Source organism: Paraburkholderia guartelaensis, from assembly GCF_004353905.1.
Taxonomy (GTDB): Bacteria; Pseudomonadota; Gammaproteobacteria; order Burkholderiales; family Burkholderiaceae; genus Paraburkholderia; species Paraburkholderia guartelaensis.
In genome coordinates this window covers 83,932-101,322 of record NZ_SMOD01000020.1, presented here as the reverse complement: position 1 = coordinate 101,322, position 17,391 = coordinate 83,932, and the positions used below count along the sequence as shown (strand labels likewise).

The following is a 17,391-nucleotide window of genomic DNA, read 5'->3' as shown; positions in this document are numbered from 1 at the left end:
TTTCAGGCTACGGGTTTAGTACCAGCCGCGACGGCCATGCCATTCGTTGCGGCCGTACCAGCGGTGGCCGTCCCAGTAGCGGTCGCCGTGCCAGCCGATCACGACAGCCGGCGCGTAGGCCACGCGCACGGGCGGCGCGACGTAGACCGGACGCGGCGCGACATAAACAGGCTGCGGCGCGACATACACGGGTGCGGGTGCAACATAAACCGGAGCGGGCACGCCGACGTTCAGGCCGACTACCACACCGGCCATCGCGGTTTGCGAGGCGGCCAGGACGAGCGCTCCAGCACCCAGCGCGGCAAAGAGTTTGGTTTTCATTTTGAGCCCCTTCGGTTGAAGATTCGATGGCTTCAATGTAGCCAGGCGCTCGCCGGCTTGAGTTACCAAACTGCAACAAACTGCGCGCGAATTTTACGGGCGGTAATGGGCGGAAAGGGCGCTCGCCCGCCTGTGGCGGGCTTCCCGCATGTTTGGCGCAGGCGGGCGTGTTTCAATTCGTGATCGTCGGGGCAGATCTGTAAACGCCGCGCCGGGCGCGAACGCCCGGCGCGGCGCCTGCCGTTACTGCACCGCGACGCTTGCGAAGTTCTGGCGTCCGAACGGGCTCACCTGATAACCGCTCACGTTCGTGCGCGTGATGGCGGCGGCGGTCGGGTAGCCAAGCGGAATCCACAGCGCCTGGTCGTGGATGATCTGCTGGGCGGCTTCATAGAGCTTCACGCGCTTGGCCTGGTCGGCGGTGGCCTTGCCGTCGGCGATCAGCTTGTCGAGCTGCGGATCGCAAAAGCGCGCGAAGTTGATCCCCGACTGCACCGCATTGCAGCTAAAGAGCGGCGAGAGATAGTTGTCGGGGTCGCCGTTGTCGCCGGCCCAGCCCATGAAGAGCGTGTCGTGCTGGCCTTGCTTCGCCTGCTTGATCAGCTCGCCCCACTCGATCACCTTGATCTCGGCCTTCACGCCGATCTTCGCGAAATCGGCCTGCAGAAGCTCCGCGCCCGCGCGCGGATTCGGGTTCAGCACGCTGCCGTTCGGACGCACCCAGATCGTCGTCGCGAAGCCGTTGGGGAAGCCCGCGTCGGCGAGCAGTTGCTTCGCCTTCGCCGGGTCATACGGATACGGCTGGATCGACTTGTCGTAGCCCCAGGTGATGGGCGGCCAGGGGTTCGTCGCGGGCGTGGCGGTGTTGTCGAAAATCGCCTTCAGGTACGTCGTGCGGTCGAACGCCATGTTCAGCGCCTGGCGCACCTTCTGGTTGTCGAGCGGCTTCTTTTGCGTGTTGAGCGCGACGAACGCCGTCATGAACGCGGGCGTTTCCGCCACCTTGAGCGACTTGTCGTCCTTCGCCGCGGCCACATCCTGGGGCTTGGGCGACAGCGCGATCTGGCATTCGCCGGCCTTCACCTTCTGTGCGCGCACGGCGGCGTCGGGCGTGATCGCGTAGATCAGGCGGTCCACCTTCGGCTTCGGCCCCCAGTAGGTCGGGTTCACGTCGTAGCGGATCACCGCGTCCTTCGTGTAGCTCTTGAGCACGAACGGGCCCGTGCCCACCGGCTTCGCGTTGAGGTCGACCTGCTTGCCGGCCTTGAGCAACTGGTCGGCGTACTCGGAGGAATAGATCGACGCGAAGCCCATCGTGAGGATCGAGAGGAACGTGGCGTTCGGCTCGTTGAGCTCGAACTTCACCGTGTTGTCGTCGACCTTCGTGACCGCCTTGACGAGCTTCACGAGGCCCATCGACTGCGCGTGCGGGAAGCCGCTCGCGCCAGCCACCTTGTGCCACGGACTGTTTGCATCGAGCATGCGGTCGAACGTGAAGACCACGTCGTCGGCGTTGAGCGTGCGCGTGGGCTTGAACCACTCGGTCGTCTGGAACGCCACGTTGGGCCGCAAATGGAACGTGTAGGTCAGGCCGTCGGCGCTCACGTCCCACTTGTCCGCGAGCGCGGGCACGACCTTCTTCTGCGCTTCGTCATACGCCACGAGCGAATTGAAGATGACGTCGGCGGACGCGTTGGTCGTGACGAGCGAGTTGAACTGCACGACGTCGAAGCCATCGGGGCTCGACTCGGTGCAGACCGTCAGCGGTTTGGCGAGCGCGGGCGTGGCCGCGAACGCGGCGCCAAGCGCGGCCGCGAGCACGAAAGCAGGCACGAGCGTGCGCGCGGAGGGCGAGGTGAAGCGCATGGGATCTCCGTGGTTCTTCGGTGGCGGGCGGCGCCCCGTTTTGTTCGATTCAGGAGAGGCGAGAAGGCTCGGAAGGGCGCCCGGACGAGCCAAGCTTATCGAAGGGAAATTGCCGAGACAACAATTTAATCGACATACCCATATGGCATGGGGGCGCCGTGCGGCAAGCCGAAGCGGCTCAGTGGCTCGCCGCGCGCGGCTTGCGCGGCGCCTTTTCGAACACGCGGTCGTAGACCCAGCGTGGCAACGCGCGCAGCATCGTGGCGGCCACGCGCATCGGCCAGGGGAACACCGCGAACGACGTGCCGCGCGCGATCGCTTGCGCGGTCTTCATGGCGAACTGGTCCGCGTCCATCAGGAAGGGCATGCGGTAGGGGTTCTTCGCCGTCATCGGCGTGCGGATGTAGCCTGGCGCGATGGTGACCACGGGCACGCCGAACGGCCGCATTTCGACGCGCAGCGCTTCGAGATAGGCGAGCGCCGCGGCCTTCGAGGCGCTGTAGGCGCCCGAGCCCGGCAGCCCGCGCACGCCGGCCACGCTCGCGATGCCCACGAGCGTGCCTCGCCTCGCCTGCGCCATCGCCGATGCGAACGGCTCGAAGGTGGCGACCATGCCGAAGTAATTGGTGTCCATCACGTCGCGGAACGTGGCGAGATCGCCTTCGCCCGTCAGCACGCCGCGGCTTACGCCCGCATTGGCGATCACGATGTCGGGCATGCCGTGCTGCGCGATGAAGTCGCGCGCGGCGGCGGCGAGCGCATCGGCGTCGCGCACGTCGGCGGGATAGATGGAGATGGGGTGATCGGGGTGGGACTGCCGGAAGCCGGCAAGGGCTTCGCCGCGGCGCGCGACGAGCCCGAGGACGGCGCCCTGCCGCGCGTATTCGGCGGCAAGCGCGGCGCCAATGCCGCTCGACGCGCCGGTGATGAAGACCTTCAGTGGCGCGTCTTGCATGGCGCTGTTCCTCACATCTTCTTCGCGCGGATCTGCGAGATGATGAAGTCCATCACCTGGGTCGTGCCCGGCAGCGCCTTGTCTTCCGGACCCTGGACCATGGCCGGGCCGGTTTCGTACTTGCCCTGGATGGCGATGGTCGGCACGCCGTCGATCTTGTACGCGTCGAGCAGGGCCTTGTCGCGCTGCAGCGCGCTCTGCGTCGAGAACGAGTTGTACGCTTCCATGTACTTCTTCGCATCCACGCCTTGCGTAGCGAGGAACTTCGCCTGGTCTTCCGGCGTGAGCAGGTAGTTCTTGTTCACGTGGATTTCGTGGAACACGACCGGCGTCAGCTTCTGGGCGAGGCCGAGTGCGTCGAGCGCGTAGTACATCTTCGAGTGCGGGATGAAATCATCGCGGAAAGCCACCGGCACGCGCTTGAACACGACATCCGGGCCCTGCTTCTTGATCCACGCTTCGAGATACGGGTCGAACGCATTGCAGTGCGGGCAGCCGTACCAGAAGAACTCGATCACTTCGATCTTGCCCGCGGGCACGTCGAGCGCCTGGGGCGACTTCAGGACCGTATAGTCCTTGCCGGCCACGGGAGCGTCGGCCGAGGCGTGGGCCACACCGGCGATCAGCGAAAGCGAAAGAAAAAGCGTACCGAGAAGTCGTTTCATGGCGTAGGAATCCACTGTTCTTGGACCGGCGGCGGCCGGTTGTCTGCCGCAAGACGCCGTCGGCGCGAATCGGGCGCGAAGCTGGCGCGTGCGGATGCTGCGAGGGTGTTGCCTGTTGATGGGCCCGCGCCGCGCGCCGCGGCCCGGCCTCACACGAATGCCGCTCTGCTGCGGCTTCGGTGGGCGGGCGCGCGGTGCGCGGCGCGGACTGCGATTACTGCTTCGTGAAGCGGATGACGGCGGTATCGATACCGGCATCGGACAGGCGCTGGCGCGTCGAGTTCATATCGTCGAACTTCGTGAACGGACCGATGCGCACGCGATAGTACGTCACACCGCCGGCGTCGCGCTGGGTGACCTTCGACTCGAACCCCTGGAACGCGAGGCGCGCACGCTGCTGCTCGGCGTCGCCCGACGTCTTGTACGCGCCCACCTGCAGGAAGTAGCCGGTGTTGGCGTCGCCCGGTGCTGGCGTGGCGCTGCCGGGCTTGGCGCCCGGGGGCGTCGGCACCGCGTTGGCGGGCTTCTGCTGCTGGTTGTTCGCGAGGATCTGTGCCGGGTTGCTCGTCGAGTTGCTGGCCGACTGCGGCTTCTTCGCGATCGCCGTCCCGCTCGTGACGTTTTCACCCGTCGACGGTTGCGGCGCGACGGCCACGCCGTTGTTATTGGCGGCGTTGCTGTTCGAGCCCGAGGGCGGCACTTCCACGATCTGCGGCTCTTCGAGCATGCCCGAGGACTGCGACTGGTTCGTGGTCTGGCCCGGCGCCGTGTTGGGCGGCGTGCTTTGCGCGGCCTGCGGCACCGGCTGGCCCGGCGACTTGCCCTGCAGCGCGCGGTTCGGGTCGACCTGCTCGTTGTTCTGGCTGACGTCGGAAGCGGCCGGCGGCGCGACCTTCGAGACAAACGGCGTGGGCGCGCGCGTGATGTACAACGCCACCACCACCGCGATCGCAAGGCCGACGATCAGGCCCAGCACGATGCCGAGAAAGGTTCCCCCGGACTGCTTCGACTGCTGTTTTGTAGTGCGGCGCGGTTTTGCCATCGTCTGAATCACCTGCAAACAAGAGAATCCTGGAATGGCCGTCCGCGCGAGGCGGCGGCCCCATACAAGTTGCTGCGCGCGGGTCTCGCGCGTCTCGTTACATGCGCTCCGGCGCGGACACGCCGATCACGGCCAGGCCGTTCGCGAGCACCCGGCGCGTGGCCGCGAGAAGGGCGACGCGGGCGTCGCGTTCGGCGGCGTCATCGACGAGAACGCGTTCGGCATTGTAGAACGAGTGAAACTCAGCGGCGAGTTCGCGCAGGTAGAACGCCACCGCGTGCGGCGCGAGTTCGCTCGCGGCATGCGTGAGCATGTCGGGGAATTCGCCGAGTTTCGCGATGAGCGCGAGCGCGCGCTCGCTGGAAAGCGGCGCGAGATCGACCTTGGGCAGCGCGGCCAGATCGCCGCCGAACTTGCCCTGCCAGTCGCCGAGAATCGACGAGATGCGCGCATGGGCGTACTGCACGTAGTACACCGGGTTTTCGTCGTTTTCCTTCAGCGCGAGGTCGATGTCGAACACGAATTCGGTGTCGGCCTTGCGCGAGATGAGGAAAAAGCGCACGGCGTCGCGGCCGCGGCGGATCGTCGCTTCGTCGAGCAGGTCGGGCGAGACTTCGCTGCCCGGGTTCGCACCGCCCGACCATTCGATCAGGTCGCGCACCGTCACGTAGCTGCCCGCGCGCTTGGAGATCTTCACCTCCTGACCGTCGCGCATCACCGTGACCATCTTGTGCAGCACGTAGTCGGGATAGCCCTTCGGAATGCCGATGCCGAGCGCCTGCAGGCCCGCGCGCACGCGCGCGATGGTGCCGTGGTGGTCGGAGCCCTGAATGTTGATGACCTTCGTGAAGCCGCGCTCCCACTTGGTGACGTGGTAGGCCACGTCGGGCAGGAAGTAGGTGTAGGTGCCGTCGGACTTGCGCATCACGCGGTCCTTGTCGTCGCCGTAGTCGGTGGTCTTGAGCCACAGCGCGCCTTCCTGCTCGTACGTCTGCCCCGAAGCGATCAGCGCCTCGACGGTCTTCTCGACGCGGCCTTCCGTGTACAGCGACGACTCGAGGTAGTAGCGGTCGAACTTCACGCCGAACGCCTGCAGGTCGAGATCCTGCTCGTGGCGCAGATAGGCCACGGCAAAGCGGCGGATCGCTTCGAGGTTCTCGGGATCCTTCTCGCCCGTGACGGGCTCGCCGTCCTTGGCCGCGACGGTTTCGCCCGCGAGGTAGTCGCGCGCGATGTCGGCGATGTATTCGCCGTTGTAGGCCGCCTCCGGCCATTCGGCGTCGCCGGGCTTGAAGCCGCGTGCGCGCGCCTGGGTGGAGACGGCGAGGTTGCCGATCTGCACGCCCGCGTCGTTGTAGTAGAACTCGCGGTGCACGTCATAGCCCTGCGAGGCGAGCACGTTCGAGATGGCGTCGCCGAGCGCGGCCTGGCGGCCGTGGCCTACGTGCAGCGGACCCGTGGGGTTGGCCGAGACGAACTCGACGAGCACGCGCTTGCCGGCTTCGCGCCGCGAGCGGCCGAATGCCTCGCCCTGCTCGAACACGGCGCCGATCACGGCGCGCTTCGCGTTCGCGGAGAGGCGCAGGTTGATGAAGCCGGGGCCGGCCACTTCGGCCGCCTCGACGAGGCCTGCGGCTTCGGGCTGGGCGAGCACGGCGTCGACGATCTGCTGGGCGAGCTGGCGCGGGTTCGCGCGCATGGGCTTGGCGAGCTGCATCGCGACGTTGCAGGCAACGTCGCCGTGGGCGGCGACCTTGGGGCGCTCGAGCGTGATCGCGGGCACGACGAATGCGGCTTCGCTCGCGCCTTCGGTGGCCTTCGCCACCTGGGCTACGGCTTGCGCGAGCAGGGTCTCCAGGGTGTGTTTCTGTGCGGGCAGCATGCTGGTTGCAAGTCCTGTGCGGGTAATGGGATGCGGGGCCGGGGCCTCCAGGGGCATGCATGGCCCCTGGCTTGCCGGCGCTGACCGCCTGATACGGGTGAGGGCGCGCCAGCCTCGCGGCGGGCCAATTGCCATGCGCCAATGCGCGGCGGGCCTCGTTGCGGCAGGCGGCGTGGCGGCGTGCCAGACGCCAGAACGTCCGGGCGCCGCGCCCTGCGGGTAATTCCGTCCTGACGGATTTTAGCAGGTGCTAATATGTGAAATGAGGTAGCGCGACATGGGTCGCCTTGGCCCGTCTGGCTTCGCAGGCCGGAACGTCACGCGCAGATCCAAAAAATCATAAAGGGAACAGACATGCTGGTTACTTTTAAATGTCACGCGGCGCCTGACGTCACGATGCTGGAGAACCTCGCACAGTACCTTCTCGGCATCATCGGCAAGCGGCTCGGCCCGCGCGGCGTGATCACCCACGACGAACTCGATACCGCCATCACCAAGCTCGAAGCGGCCATCGCCACGGACAAGAAAGAGCGCCACGAACAGGAAGGCCACTTTCACGAAGGTGAGGATGACCACGTGCATCACGAACTGCCGGTCGGCCTCGCGCAACGCGCCTTTCCTTTCCTCGATATGCTGCGCGCGGCGAAGAAGGAAGACAACGACGTTTTGTGGGGCATTTGAGGTCCGTGCTTGACGTCCTTCTGACGTGACTGGGCAGCGAGCGCGCGGTTGTGCTGTCTCCCTCGCGCGCAGCGCCTGGCCTGTGAGGGCCGCTCCGGCTGCCTCGCCCGATTCGATGTTCCAAAAGCAAAGAGCCCGCAATGTCGCGGGCTCTTTGCTTTTGTACACCGTCGGCGCACCTTACTGGCTGGCGGCCGCCGGCTCGGCAGCGGAAGCCTCCGACTTCATCGCCTTCTTTTTCTTCGGCTTCTTCACGTGCTTTTCGGTGGGCGCCGAATACGACGTCGCCGGGCTTGCCTGCTCCGGCGTGGCCGGCTGGGCGAACGACGGCTGCGCAAGCGCCGCGACGCCAAAGGCGGTCAACATCAACATCAGCTTCTTCATACGATTTCTCCGTCGAGGTTGCTTCGATTTTGCGTTTTAAGGATTTGCTGATGAGCGAGCCGGCGCGGCGTTGCCGCATGTGGCCGGGTGTCATGCAGGTGTTACCGGGTCTTGCCGGGCCATCTTACAAAGCCGAAAAATCGCGCGCGCGTAATCTTCACCTTGCCGGATGGCGTATGTCGGGCGGTGACAACAAGGGATAGCGCGATGAGAAAACGCGCGCCGCGCAGGGCGGCGCGCCGTACGGCTTAGAGCTGCGGCGCGAGCGCGCGGCGGGCGTCTTCGTCGGAGAGCGACATACGCTGCGCATAGTCGGCGAGCTGGTCCTGGCCGATCTTGCCCACCGAGAAATACGTGCTGTCCGGGTGCGCGAGATAGAAGCCCGAAACGCTGGCGGCCGGCAGCATGGCGAGCGATTCCGTCACGCTCATGCCGATTTCGCCCGCATGCAGGAAGTCGAACATGTCGCGCTTCACGAGGTGATCCGGGCAGGCCGGGTAGCCGGGAGCCGGGCGAATGCCTGCGTACTTTTCGGCGATCAGCGCGTCGTTGTCGAGCGTTTCGCTCGCCGCATAGCCCCACAGGTCGCGGCGCACGCGTGCGTGCAGCGCTTCGGCGAACGCTTCCGCGAAGCGGTCCGCGAGCGCCTTGAGCATGATCGCGCTGTAGTCGTCGTGGTCCTTCTCGAACTGCGCTTCCTTCACGTCCACGCCAATGCCGGCCGTCACCGCGAACATGCCGATGTAGTCGGCCACGCCCGAGTCCTTCGGCGCGATGAAGTCGGCAAGCGAGCGGTTCGGACGCATCACGCCGTCCACCACCGGACGCACCGACTGCTGGCGCAGGTTGCGCCACGTGAGCGCGACTTCGCTGCGCGAATCGTCGGTATAGATCTCGATGTCGTCGTCGTTCACCGTGTTCGCGGGCAGCAGCGCGATCACGCCGTTGGCCTGCAGCCAGCGGCCCTGAATCAGTCGCGAAAGCATCGACTTCGCGTCGGAAAACACGCGGCGCGCCGACTCGCCCACGATCTCGTCGTTGAGGATCTGCGGATAGGGACCGGCGAGATCCCACGTCTGGAAGAACGGACCCCAGTCGATGTAATTCGCGAGTTCGTTCAAGTCGAAGTTCTTGAACACACGGCGGCCGATGAACTTCGGCTTCACGGGCTGGAAATTCGCCCAGTCGATCTTCGTCTTGTTCGCGCGCGCTTCTTCGAGCGTGACGAGCGGCGTGGCCTTCCGGTTGGCGTGCTGGTCGCGAATGCGCTCGTAGTCGGCCTTGAGTTCGTCGAGGTACTTCGCCGCGCCTTCGTCCGACAGCAGGCTCGACGCCACGGATACCGAACGCGACGCGTCCGGCACGTACACGACCGGACCTTCGTAGTGCGGCGCGATCTTCACGGCCGTATGCACGCGCGAGGTGGTCGCGCCGCCGATCAGCAACGGAATCTTCTTGATGCGGAAGTAGTCGTCACGCTGCATTTCGCTCGCAACGTAAGCCATTTCCTCGAGCGACGGCGTAATCAGCCCCGAGAGGCCGACGATATCCGCGCCTTCGACCTTGGCCTTCGCGAGGATCTCGTTGCACGGGACCATCACGCCCATGTTGACCACTTCGAAGTTATTGCACTGGAGCACCACCGACACGATGTTCTTGCCGATGTCGTGCACGTCGCCCTTCACGGTCGCGATGACGATCTTGCCCTTCGCGCGCACGTCGGCGCCCGATTCGGCGAGCAGACGCTTTTCTTCCTCGATGAACGGGATGAGGTGCGCCACGGCCTGCTTCATGACGCGCGCCGACTTCACCACCTGCGGCAGGAACATCTTGCCCTGGCCGAACAGGTCGCCGACGATGTTCATGCCGTCCATGAGCGGGCCTTCGATCACGTTGATCGGGCGGCCGCCGCCGCCCATGATCTTCTCGCGCGCTTCTTCGGTGTCCTCGACAATGAAGTTCGTGATGCCGTGCACGAGTGCATGCGCAAGACGCTTTTCGACAGGCTGGTTGCGCCACTCGAGGTTCTCTTCCTTCTTCGCGGCGCCGGTCTTGAACTTGTCGGCGATTTCGAGCAGACGGTCGGTGCCGTCGGCGCGGCGGTTGAGCACCACGTCTTCCACGCGCTCGCGCAGCTCGGCGTCGAGGTCCGCGTACACGCCGAGCTGGCCCGCGTTCACGATGCCCATGTCCATGCCGGCCTGAATGGCGTGGTAGAGGAACACGGTGTGGATTGCCTCGCGCACCGGGTCGTTGCCGCGGAACGAGAACGACACGTTCGACACGCCGCCGCTGATCTTCGCGTAGGGCAGGTTCTGCTTGATCCAGCGCGTGGCGTTGATGAAGTCCACCGCGTAGTTGTTGTGCTCCTCGATGCCCGTGGCCACCGCGAAGATGTTCGGGTCGAAGATGATGTCCTCGGGCGGGAAGCCCACTTCGTTCACGAGGATGTCGTAGGAGCGCTTGCAGATCTCGGTCTTGCGCGCGAACGTGTCGGCCTGGCCCTGCTCGTCGAACGCCATCACCACGCTTGCCGCGCCATAGCGGCGAATCAGCTTCGCGTGATGCACGAACTGCTCCTTGCCTTCCTTGAGCGAGATCGAGTTGACGATGGCCTTGCCCTGCACGCACTGCAGACCCGCCTCGATCACGTCCCACTTCGACGAGTCGATCATGATCGGCACGCGCGCGATGTCGGGCTCGGAGGCGATGAGATTCATGAAGCGCACCATCGCCGCTTTCGAGTCGAGCATGGCTTCGTCCATGTTGACGTCGATGACCTGCGCGCCGTTTTCGACCTGCTGGCGCGCAACCGCGAGCGCCTCGTCGAACTGCCCGTTGAGAATCATCCGCGCGAATGCCTTCGAGCCGGTCACGTTGGTGCGTTCGCCCACGTTGATGAACAGCGTGCCTTCGGTCACGTTGAAGGGTTCGAGGCCGGAAAGGCGCAGGGTATGGTCAGTCATGGCGTGGGACCGGATCGTATGTTGTTGGAGCGGGACTCGGAAGCGGCGATCGAACTTGTCTTCAGGCAGCGTCGCGATACTGGCCGGGCCAGCGGCGCGGCTTGATCTCGGCGAGCGCTTTGGCAATGGCCGCGATGTGCTCGGGCGTCGTGCCGCAGCAGCCGCCCGCCACGTTCACGAGACCGGCGCTCGCGAATTCCTTGAGCAGTGCCGAAGTATCGGCGGGCGTTTCGTCGAAGCCCGTGTCGCTCATCGGATTGGGCAGGCCCGCGTTCGGATAGCACGAGACGTACGTGTCGCAGAGCTTCGCAAGCTCGGCGATGTACGGGCGCATGAGCGCCGCGCCGAGCGCGCAGTTCAGACCGAACGTGAGCGGCTTCGCGTGGCGCAGCGAATTCCAGAACGCTTCGACAGTCTGGCCCGAGAGAATGCGGCCCGAGGCGTCGGTGACGGTGCCCGAGATCATGATCGGCAGATTCTCGCCCGTGTCTTCGAAGAGCTGGTCGAGCGCAAACAGCGCGGCCTTGGCATTGAGCGTGTCGAAGATCGTCTCGACGAGGAAGAGGTCGCAGCCGCCGTCCATGAGCGCCTTCGCCTGCTCGTAGTACGCATTGCGCAGTTCTTCGAACGTCACGTTGCGCGCGCCCGGATCGTTCACGTCGGGCGAGATGCTCGCCGTTTTCGGCGTCGGCCCGATTGCGCCCGCGGCGAAGCGCGGCTTGTCCTGCGTCGAGTACTTTTCGCACGCGGCGCGCGCGAGCTTCGCCGACTCGACGTTCATCTCGATGGCGAGTTCGCCCATGCCGTAGTCGTCCTGGGCCACCGTGGTCGCGCCGAACGTGTTGGTCTCGATGATGTCCGCGCCCGCCGCGAGATACTGCTCGTGAATCTCGCTGATGATCTGCGGCTGCGTAAGCGAGAGCAGTTCGTTGTTGCCCTTGATATCGCGCGGGTAGTCTTTGAAGCGTTCACCGCGGTAGGCGGCTTCGTCGAGCTTGTAGCGCTGGATCATCGTGCCCATCGCGCCGTCGAGGATCACGATACGCGAGGCGAGCAGCGCGGGAAGCGCTGCGCCGCGCGTGTATTTGGCGTCCCCGGCGGGGCGCGAGGCAAGGGCTGCGGGCTGGTTCATGGATCGCGGGCGGGCGTGGTGCCGGTTGAACTGGGAAACCCCACATTGTAGCCGCTGCGGCATCGGGCCGCTGCGGGCGGCGTCGCGTGCCGGCAACCGCTGTGGCGCGTGCGGGACGGCCAAAAGAAAACCCCGCCAGGCAAGCCGGACGGGGTTTCGTGTGAAGGACGCTGCGCGTTGAGTGCCGCGGGGTGCGCTAGCGTCAGTGAAGCACGACGGGTTGCTGCATGAGGCTGTCAAACTGTCCGAGGAATTCGTCGACTTCGTCGAGCGACTGGTCTTCGTCCATCAGCTTTTGCACGTCTTCGCGAAAACGTGCCGCCATCGCGCCGTCGATGAAGATCTCGCGGCGCGCATTTTTGTCGACGATCTCGTAGCCGCCTGCGCGCATGGCGCTGTGGCCGTCCTGCGGTGGGAACTCGACGACGCAATAGTTGGGACTGTTGTAGATCATTTGCATGGCGACACTCCTTTTTCCTGTGCTCCCTGACCTTCTCGGTCAATACATGGAGCGTTCGTTCTGGAATTCAAGGGGTGGGTCCCGCATCACCTCTTATGTGGACTGCTCTCCCTTTTTTACTTCACTTCTCAACTGCGTCTGCTGCCACTGCCATGATGCTTTTACTTCGAACTACTTAGACCAACTGCTTGAGAAACGTTTCTAGCAAAGCGGTAAAACGGTGCGACTCCTCTACCGGGGCCAGATGCGCGGCATCGAGCACCACGAAATGCGACCCTTCTATCGCTCTTGCAAGGGCCTGCGTCACGGCCATCGGCGTGCCGCTGTCGTGGCGGCCCGCGACTGCGAGCGTCGGCACGCGCAGTTGCGCGAGCCTTTTGTGCACGTCGAAATCGCGTAGTGCTTCGCAGGCCATCGCATAGCCTTCTGAAGGGGTCCGTAATAAAACGTCACAAATCCGCTCGACGGTCGGCGCATGCGCGTGCCGGAAATCGGCGGTGAACCAGCGTGCCATCGTCGCGTCGACGAGTGCCCCGAGACCGTCTTCGCGGACCGTGGCGGCGCGTTCGTTCCATGCTTCGCGCGCTTCTATCGGCGTATGGCTAGCCGTGTCGCAAAGCGTGAGCGTCGTCACGCGTTCAGGGTAATCGAGCGCGAACTGCTGCGCGATCATGCCGCCCATCGACATGCCCACGAGATGCGCATGCTCGATGCCAGTTGCGTCGAAAAGCGCATCGAGGTCGGCAGCGAGATCTGGGAAGCCGAAGGGCTCGCTCGCGACGGCGCTTCCGCCGTGGCCGCGCACGTCATAGCGCAGCACGCTGTGGCGATGGCGGAAATGTCCGGCGAGCGTGTCCCACACGCGAAGGTCGCCGCCCAGTTGGTGAATGAACGCCAGCGCGGGCCCACCGCTCCTGTCGTCGAAGACATAGTGCGTATCGATGCCGTTGACAGTCACTTGCATGGGTTCCTCCTTCGCCTTCCAGGCTGGGAGTCAAGCCGTTTGCGAGGTACTGCATGCACGCGATGCTGGTGGAGCAATCCGCGCGCCTGGAGCGCGCGGACGATGCGCGATGCGATGTTCGTTAGCTTGTGTGTCGCGTCCCTGTTTGCTGCGCCGTTTATTGTGTCGCGCCGATTTTGTCCGTCGTTTGCAGCGTTGTTTCGGTTTGTTCGTGCTGGTCCGTTTGTTGGTCCGTTCGCTGGTCCGTCGTTTGCGCGCGGCGTCGTTCTGCCGTGTTTCGTCTGCTTGTTCTTTGGCCCTTCGTGATGCGCGCGATGCCTTGCGATCCTTGACGCATGGCTCGATTCCAGTATGCGCTATTTCGCGAATTTGTGTTGCGAAGCGGGCCGTTCGGTGCGAGCGGTGCGTGCGCTTGCGCGCTCAGGGATGCTCGGGCGCCGGGCCCGGCGAAGCTTGTGACGGTTGCGCGTCGTCAGTGGACGGTTGCGGCGGTGATACTGCCGGCGTTTCTGTCTGCAAATTGGCGGGTGGCGCCGGCTGCGCAGACGCTTGCGGTTGCGCTTGTGATGCAGCTGGCGCAGAAGCTGGCGCAGCTTCCTGCATTGCGGATTGTGCCGATGTTGTGTCGGATGCGGCGCTGGGCGTCGGGGCGGTCGGCGCCGCTGCGGAGTCGGGTGCCGGCGCGGGCGCATTCGATGCGGCCGGCACCGTGAGCGCGCCACGCCACACCAGCTCGAACTGGTTGCCATTGGGTTCGGTTTGCACGAGGCGCACGGGCAACCAGCCGAGCGACTGCGCGAGCCACACGTCGATGCGCCGCTTGTCGCCTTCGCGGCGCGGCAGACGCATGAAGTGGCGCGCGGTGACGTAGCCATGATCCGTGCTCACGGTTTCGTCGCCGATCGTGGTGATGGGCCAGGTCTCGCCGCTGTCGTTATCCGCGACATAGAACTCGCGCGTGACCCCCGGCTTGTACGCATCGGGGTCGCCGCGCACGAGGCTCGCGAGCTGCATCACCATGCTGAAGCGATCCTGCGCAGCATCGGGCAGCGCGAGCGAGTTGGGCGTGCGCGTGAAGACGATCTGCTTGTCGGTGCGGTTGAAGATCGTCACGTCCGAAGGACGATGGCCGCGCTTTTCGATGTACTGATCCGGCGCGAGGCCGAAGGCGTCCACGCGGCCCTTGCTCGTCCAGCTGAATTCGCCGACGAAGGGCAGGGGCACACGCACGACCATCTCGTAGCGTTGTCCATCGCTTGACCAGTGGATCGTGCCGGGCTGATTGCGTACGCCGTTATAGAACGTGTCGTACTGCAGTTCGCCCGATGGGGGCACCGAAAACTTCAGTCCATGCGAGGCCTGTGTCGCTTGCGCCGAAGGCTGCTTGCCGTTGCCCGGCGCCGTGCTTGCCGTCCCGCTGGCGCCGGCGGCGCTCGCGATGGCTTGCGATGCGGCTGCGGGTGCGGATGCCGCCTGCGTATCTGGCGGAGAAGCCGGCGCTTTGGGGTGCGGTTTGGGCGGCGTCACCGCGTGCAGCGTATGCGGCTCGGCGGGCTTCGGCGCCGGTTTGGGCGCGGCATGCGCGGGCGCCGCCGCGGGGCCTGCGGGCTTTGCCTCGCGCTCGATGCGCTCGGGCTTGAGGAGCGCCACTTGCACCGGCACGCGCACGTGCGCGACAGGCGGCGGCGCGCCATGATGCCGCTCGAACCATTCGGCCGCGAGCCAATGGAGCGCCGTCACCGCGACGAACACGCCGACCCAGCGCCACGCGCGCATGCGCTGCGGTGGGCGTGAGTCGGTGTCGAGGCGGCGGGCCTCGCGCGGGGCGGCTGGCGTGGACATCGGCGGTTCGTGGGTCGGTATCGGTCGTACGTTAATGTGACACAACCCGCCGGGTGCTTGCAGAAACGCAGACGCGCGCGAGCGGGGTCACATGGATGCCCGCCCTGGCATACAGCCCTCAGCGCGGCGTTGGACTGTACCCCAATTCGTACGACAGTTTCTCGGCGCACGCTCGCAGCGCGCTGTCCACGGCGCCGTTCCAGGCGATATCGAATGCGCCTTCGTGACCGAGCGCGATGAGCCCGAGCGCGAGTTCGCCGCTCGCGTCGAACACCGGCGTGCAGAACGCGTGGATGGTCGGCAGCAACATGCCTTCCACGCGGGCCGCACCGTGCTCGCGCACTTCCGCGAGCGCGCCTTCGAGCGCCTCTGCCGTACGCGGCGTGGAGCCGTACGAGTAGTGCTGCGCGCCCGCGAGTTCGCGCTCGATCATCGGGGCCGTCTTGCTGCGCGGCAGGTAGGCGGCGAACAGCAGGCCCGTGGCGGAGCTGAGCATCGGCATCACGTCGCCGAGCTTGAGCGACGCTTTCGCAGGGTGGCTCGACTCAAGCCAGTGCACGACGGTCGGCCCCTGGTTGCCCCACACGGCGATGCCCACGGTGATGTCGAGCGCGTCGCGCAATTCGGTGAGCGCGAGGCGCGCGAGCTTGACGCCGTCCACGCGCGCGAGGCGCGCGAGTCCAAGCTGCAGCGCGAAGCCGCCCAGTTCGTAGCGCCCCGAGAGCGGGTCCTGCGCGACCACGCCGAGGCGCATGAAGCTCACGAGATAGCGGTGCGCCTTCGCGGGGCTCATGCCGGCGCGCTGCGCGAGGTCGCGCAGCATCATCGCGCGCGGTTCGTTCGTGAGCACTTCGAGCAGGCGAAAACCTACTTCGATCGACTGGATGCCGGAGCGCAGTTTTTCTTCGCCGGCTTCGGCGCCTTCCGGGGCGTCAGCGGTGTCGAGGGTGTCGGCGAGATCTTCGGCGTTCGTGGCGTCTGTGGCGCTCGCGCGCGGCGAGGCGGATCGGACGGTTGGCGGCATGGATGCGTTGTGGTGTTCAAACGTACGGCGACTGGGGGCATACGGCTCGCCCGCTTGGGGCCCGCCGATTCACCATCGTAGAATACATTTCCCTTATCGTCACTCACGTCTGATTCCATGAAACTTGCCACGCTCAAGGACGGCACCCGCGACGGGCAGCTGATCGTCGTTTCCCGCGATCTGCGCAGCGCCGCCATCGCCGACGCGATCGCACCCACGCTGCAGCGCGTGCTCGACGACTGGCGCTTCTACGCGCCGCAGCTCGCCGAGTTGTACGACGCGCTCAACTACGGGCGCGCGCGCAACGCGTTCAGCTTCGACGCGCGCGATTGCATGGCGCCGCTGCCGCGTGCGTACCAATGGGCGGATGGCTCGTCGTACGTGAATCACGTCGAACTCGTGCGTCGCGCGCGCGGTGCCGAGATGCCCGCCGAATTCTGGACCGACCCGCTCATGTACCAGGGCGGCAGCGACGACTTCATCGGGCCTTGCGACGACATCGTGTGCGCGTCCGAGGCGTTCGGCATCGACTTCGAGGCCGAAGTCGCCGTCGTGACCGGCGACGTGCCGATGGGCGTGAGCCCGGACGAAGCGTTGCGGGCTGTGCGGCTCGTCACGCTCGTCAACGACGTCTCGCTGCGCAACCTCATTCCCGCGGAACTCGCGAAGGGCTTCGGCTTTTTCCAGAGCAAGCCGGCCAGCGCGTTCGCGCCGGTGATGGTCACACCCGATGAACTCGGCGAGCACTGGCGCGAAGGGCGCGTGCACCTGCCGCTCATCGTGCACTGGAACGGCAAGAAGATCGGCCAGCCCGATGCCGGCACGGACATGGTGTTCCACTTCGGCCAGCTGATCGCGCACGCTGCGAAAACGCGCAATCTGCGCGCGGGCGCCATCGTGGGTTCGGGCACGGTCTCGAACAAGGACGCGAAGCGCGGCTACTGCTGCATTGCCGAGAAGCGCTGCCTCGAAATGATCGAAAGCGGACAGGCGAGCACCGAGTTCATGAAGTTCGGCGACAGCGTGAAGATCGAGATGCTCGACGAAGCGGGCAAGTCGATTTTCGGCGCGATCGATCAGGCTGTGACGTCGCTCCACGGCGAGCAATGACACGCAAACGCTGAAGGGTTTCGCCGGATGCCGCGCGCCACGCGTGCGGCTACACTGGCGAACGCCCTTTTTCTTCGAGCGCATCGGGGAGACCAGT

At 65.5% G+C, this 17,391-nt stretch carries 15 protein-coding genes; 2 read left to right on the top strand and 13 right to left on the bottom strand.

The genetic code is table 11. From position 1 onward, the window contains the following. Positions 1–15: 15 nt before the first annotated feature. From E1N52_RS24840 to argS, 6 genes are all read right to left on the bottom strand, one after another. Positions 16–321: a hypothetical protein gene (locus tag E1N52_RS24840; RefSeq protein WP_133185376.1), complete on the bottom strand. Its 306-nt coding sequence runs from the start codon at positions 319–321 to the stop codon at positions 16–18. Positions 322–564: 243 nt separating this feature from the next. Next, positions 565–2,187 carry an ABC transporter substrate-binding protein gene (locus E1N52_RS24835; protein ID WP_133185374.1) on the bottom strand — a complete coding sequence of 541 codons (1,623 nt, stop codon included), beginning with the start codon at positions 2,185–2,187 and terminating at the stop codon, positions 565–567. Positions 2,188–2,365: 178 nt separating this feature from the next. Next, positions 2,366–3,142, bottom strand: coding sequence for an SDR family oxidoreductase (locus E1N52_RS24830; protein ID WP_133185372.1), 777 nt, complete (start codon positions 3,140–3,142; stop codon positions 2,366–2,368). Between the two features lie 11 nt (positions 3,143–3,153). Continuing rightward, complete coding sequence (locus E1N52_RS24825) at positions 3,154–3,807, bottom strand: thiol:disulfide interchange protein DsbA/DsbL (RefSeq protein ID WP_133185370.1); 654 nt, start codon at positions 3,805–3,807, stop codon at positions 3,154–3,156. A gap of 214 nt (positions 3,808–4,021) precedes the next feature. Next, positions 4,022–4,867 (bottom strand): SPOR domain-containing protein, encoded by an 846-nt coding sequence (locus E1N52_RS24820; protein WP_133185368.1) that lies wholly within the window; start codon positions 4,865–4,867, stop codon positions 4,022–4,024. Between the two features lie 79 nt (positions 4,868–4,946). Beyond that, positions 4,947–6,731 carry an arginine--tRNA ligase gene (argS, locus tag E1N52_RS24815; RefSeq protein ID WP_133185366.1) on the bottom strand — a complete coding sequence of 595 codons (1,785 nt, stop codon included), beginning with the start codon at positions 6,729–6,731 and terminating at the stop codon, positions 4,947–4,949. Positions 6,732–7,085: 354 nt separating this feature from the next. Here argS and E1N52_RS24810 point away from each other — a divergent pair, with 354 nt between their 5' ends. Then, on the top strand, positions 7,086–7,412 hold the full coding sequence (locus tag E1N52_RS24810) for a DUF1840 domain-containing protein (RefSeq protein ID WP_069265127.1): 327 nt from the start codon (positions 7,086–7,088) through the stop codon (positions 7,410–7,412). 180 nt (positions 7,413–7,592) lie between these two features. Here the strand turns inward: E1N52_RS24810 and E1N52_RS24805 are convergent, their stop codons facing one another. From E1N52_RS24805 to E1N52_RS24775, 7 genes are all read right to left on the bottom strand, one after another. Beyond that, the gene (locus E1N52_RS24805) at positions 7,593–7,796 is read right to left on the bottom strand and encodes an acid-shock protein (protein WP_133185365.1); all 204 of its coding nucleotides are present in this window, start codon (positions 7,794–7,796) and stop codon (positions 7,593–7,595) included. 248 nt (positions 7,797–8,044) lie between these two features. Continuing rightward, positions 8,045–10,831: a methionine synthase gene (metH, locus tag E1N52_RS24800; protein ID WP_425468131.1), complete on the bottom strand. Its 2,787-nt coding sequence runs from the start codon at positions 10,829–10,831 to the stop codon at positions 8,045–8,047. Next, positions 10,824–11,894 carry a homocysteine S-methyltransferase family protein gene (locus E1N52_RS24795; protein ID WP_133185363.1) on the bottom strand — a complete coding sequence of 357 codons (1,071 nt, stop codon included), beginning with the start codon at positions 11,892–11,894 and terminating at the stop codon, positions 10,824–10,826. The genes metH and E1N52_RS24795 overlap by 8 nt, the downstream gene beginning before the upstream one ends. A gap of 202 nt (positions 11,895–12,096) precedes the next feature. Beyond that, positions 12,097–12,354 carry a BTH_I0359 family protein gene (locus tag E1N52_RS24790; RefSeq protein WP_042265636.1) on the bottom strand — a complete coding sequence of 86 codons (258 nt, stop codon included), beginning with the start codon at positions 12,352–12,354 and terminating at the stop codon, positions 12,097–12,099. Positions 12,355–12,529: 175 nt separating this feature from the next. Further along, positions 12,530–13,318: a 3-oxoadipate enol-lactonase gene (gene pcaD, locus E1N52_RS24785; RefSeq protein ID WP_133185362.1), complete on the bottom strand. Its 789-nt coding sequence runs from the start codon at positions 13,316–13,318 to the stop codon at positions 12,530–12,532. Positions 13,319–13,738: 420 nt separating this feature from the next. Next, positions 13,739–15,160 carry a DUF3108 domain-containing protein gene (locus E1N52_RS24780; RefSeq protein WP_133185361.1) on the bottom strand — a complete coding sequence of 474 codons (1,422 nt, stop codon included), beginning with the start codon at positions 15,158–15,160 and terminating at the stop codon, positions 13,739–13,741. 118 nt (positions 15,161–15,278) lie between these two features. Beyond that, positions 15,279–16,184 (bottom strand): IclR family transcriptional regulator, encoded by a 906-nt coding sequence (locus E1N52_RS24775; protein ID WP_133185360.1) that lies wholly within the window; start codon positions 16,182–16,184, stop codon positions 15,279–15,281. Positions 16,185–16,301: 117 nt separating this feature from the next. On the opposite strand from E1N52_RS24775, the gene E1N52_RS24770 reads away from it, so the two are divergent. After that, positions 16,302–17,294, top strand: a complete 993-nt coding sequence (locus tag E1N52_RS24770) for a fumarylacetoacetate hydrolase family protein (RefSeq protein WP_133185359.1) — start codon at positions 16,302–16,304, stop codon at positions 17,292–17,294. Positions 17,295–17,391 lie beyond the last annotated feature (97 nt).

Excerpts from the sequence above, each read along its gene's own strand:
- E1N52_RS24840 (WP_133185376.1), bottom strand. The coding sequence starts at position 321 with ATGAAAACCAAACTCTTTGCCGCGCTGGGTGCTGGAGCGCTCGTCCTG.
- E1N52_RS24835 (WP_133185374.1), bottom strand. The coding sequence starts at position 2,187 with ATGCGCTTCACCTCGCCCTCCGCGCGCACGCTCGTGCCTGCTTTCGTG.
- E1N52_RS24830 (WP_133185372.1), bottom strand. The coding sequence starts at position 3,142 with ATGCAAGACGCGCCACTGAAGGTCTTCATCACCGGCGCGTCGAGCGGC.
- E1N52_RS24825 (WP_133185370.1), bottom strand. The coding sequence starts at position 3,807 with ATGAAACGACTTCTCGGTACGCTTTTTCTTTCGCTTTCGCTGATCGCC.
- argS (WP_133185366.1), bottom strand. The coding sequence starts at position 6,731 with ATGCTGCCCGCACAGAAACACACCCTGGAGACCCTGCTCGCGCAAGCC.
- E1N52_RS24810 (WP_069265127.1), top strand. The coding sequence starts at position 7,086 with ATGCTGGTTACTTTTAAATGTCACGCGGCGCCTGACGTCACGATGCTG.
- E1N52_RS24805 (WP_133185365.1), bottom strand. The coding sequence starts at position 7,796 with ATGAAGAAGCTGATGTTGATGTTGACCGCCTTTGGCGTCGCGGCGCTT.
- E1N52_RS24795 (WP_133185363.1), bottom strand. The coding sequence starts at position 11,894 with ATGAACCAGCCCGCAGCCCTTGCCTCGCGCCCCGCCGGGGACGCCAAA.
- E1N52_RS24790 (WP_042265636.1), bottom strand. The coding sequence starts at position 12,354 with ATGCAAATGATCTACAACAGTCCCAACTATTGCGTCGTCGAGTTCCCA.
- pcaD (WP_133185362.1), bottom strand. The coding sequence starts at position 13,318 with ATGCAAGTGACTGTCAACGGCATCGATACGCACTATGTCTTCGACGAC.
- E1N52_RS24780 (WP_133185361.1), bottom strand. The coding sequence starts at position 15,160 with ATGTCCACGCCAGCCGCCCCGCGCGAGGCCCGCCGCCTCGACACCGAC.
- E1N52_RS24775 (WP_133185360.1), bottom strand. The coding sequence starts at position 16,184 with ATGCCGCCAACCGTCCGATCCGCCTCGCCGCGCGCGAGCGCCACAGAC.
- E1N52_RS24770 (WP_133185359.1), top strand. The coding sequence starts at position 16,302 with ATGAAACTTGCCACGCTCAAGGACGGCACCCGCGACGGGCAGCTGATC.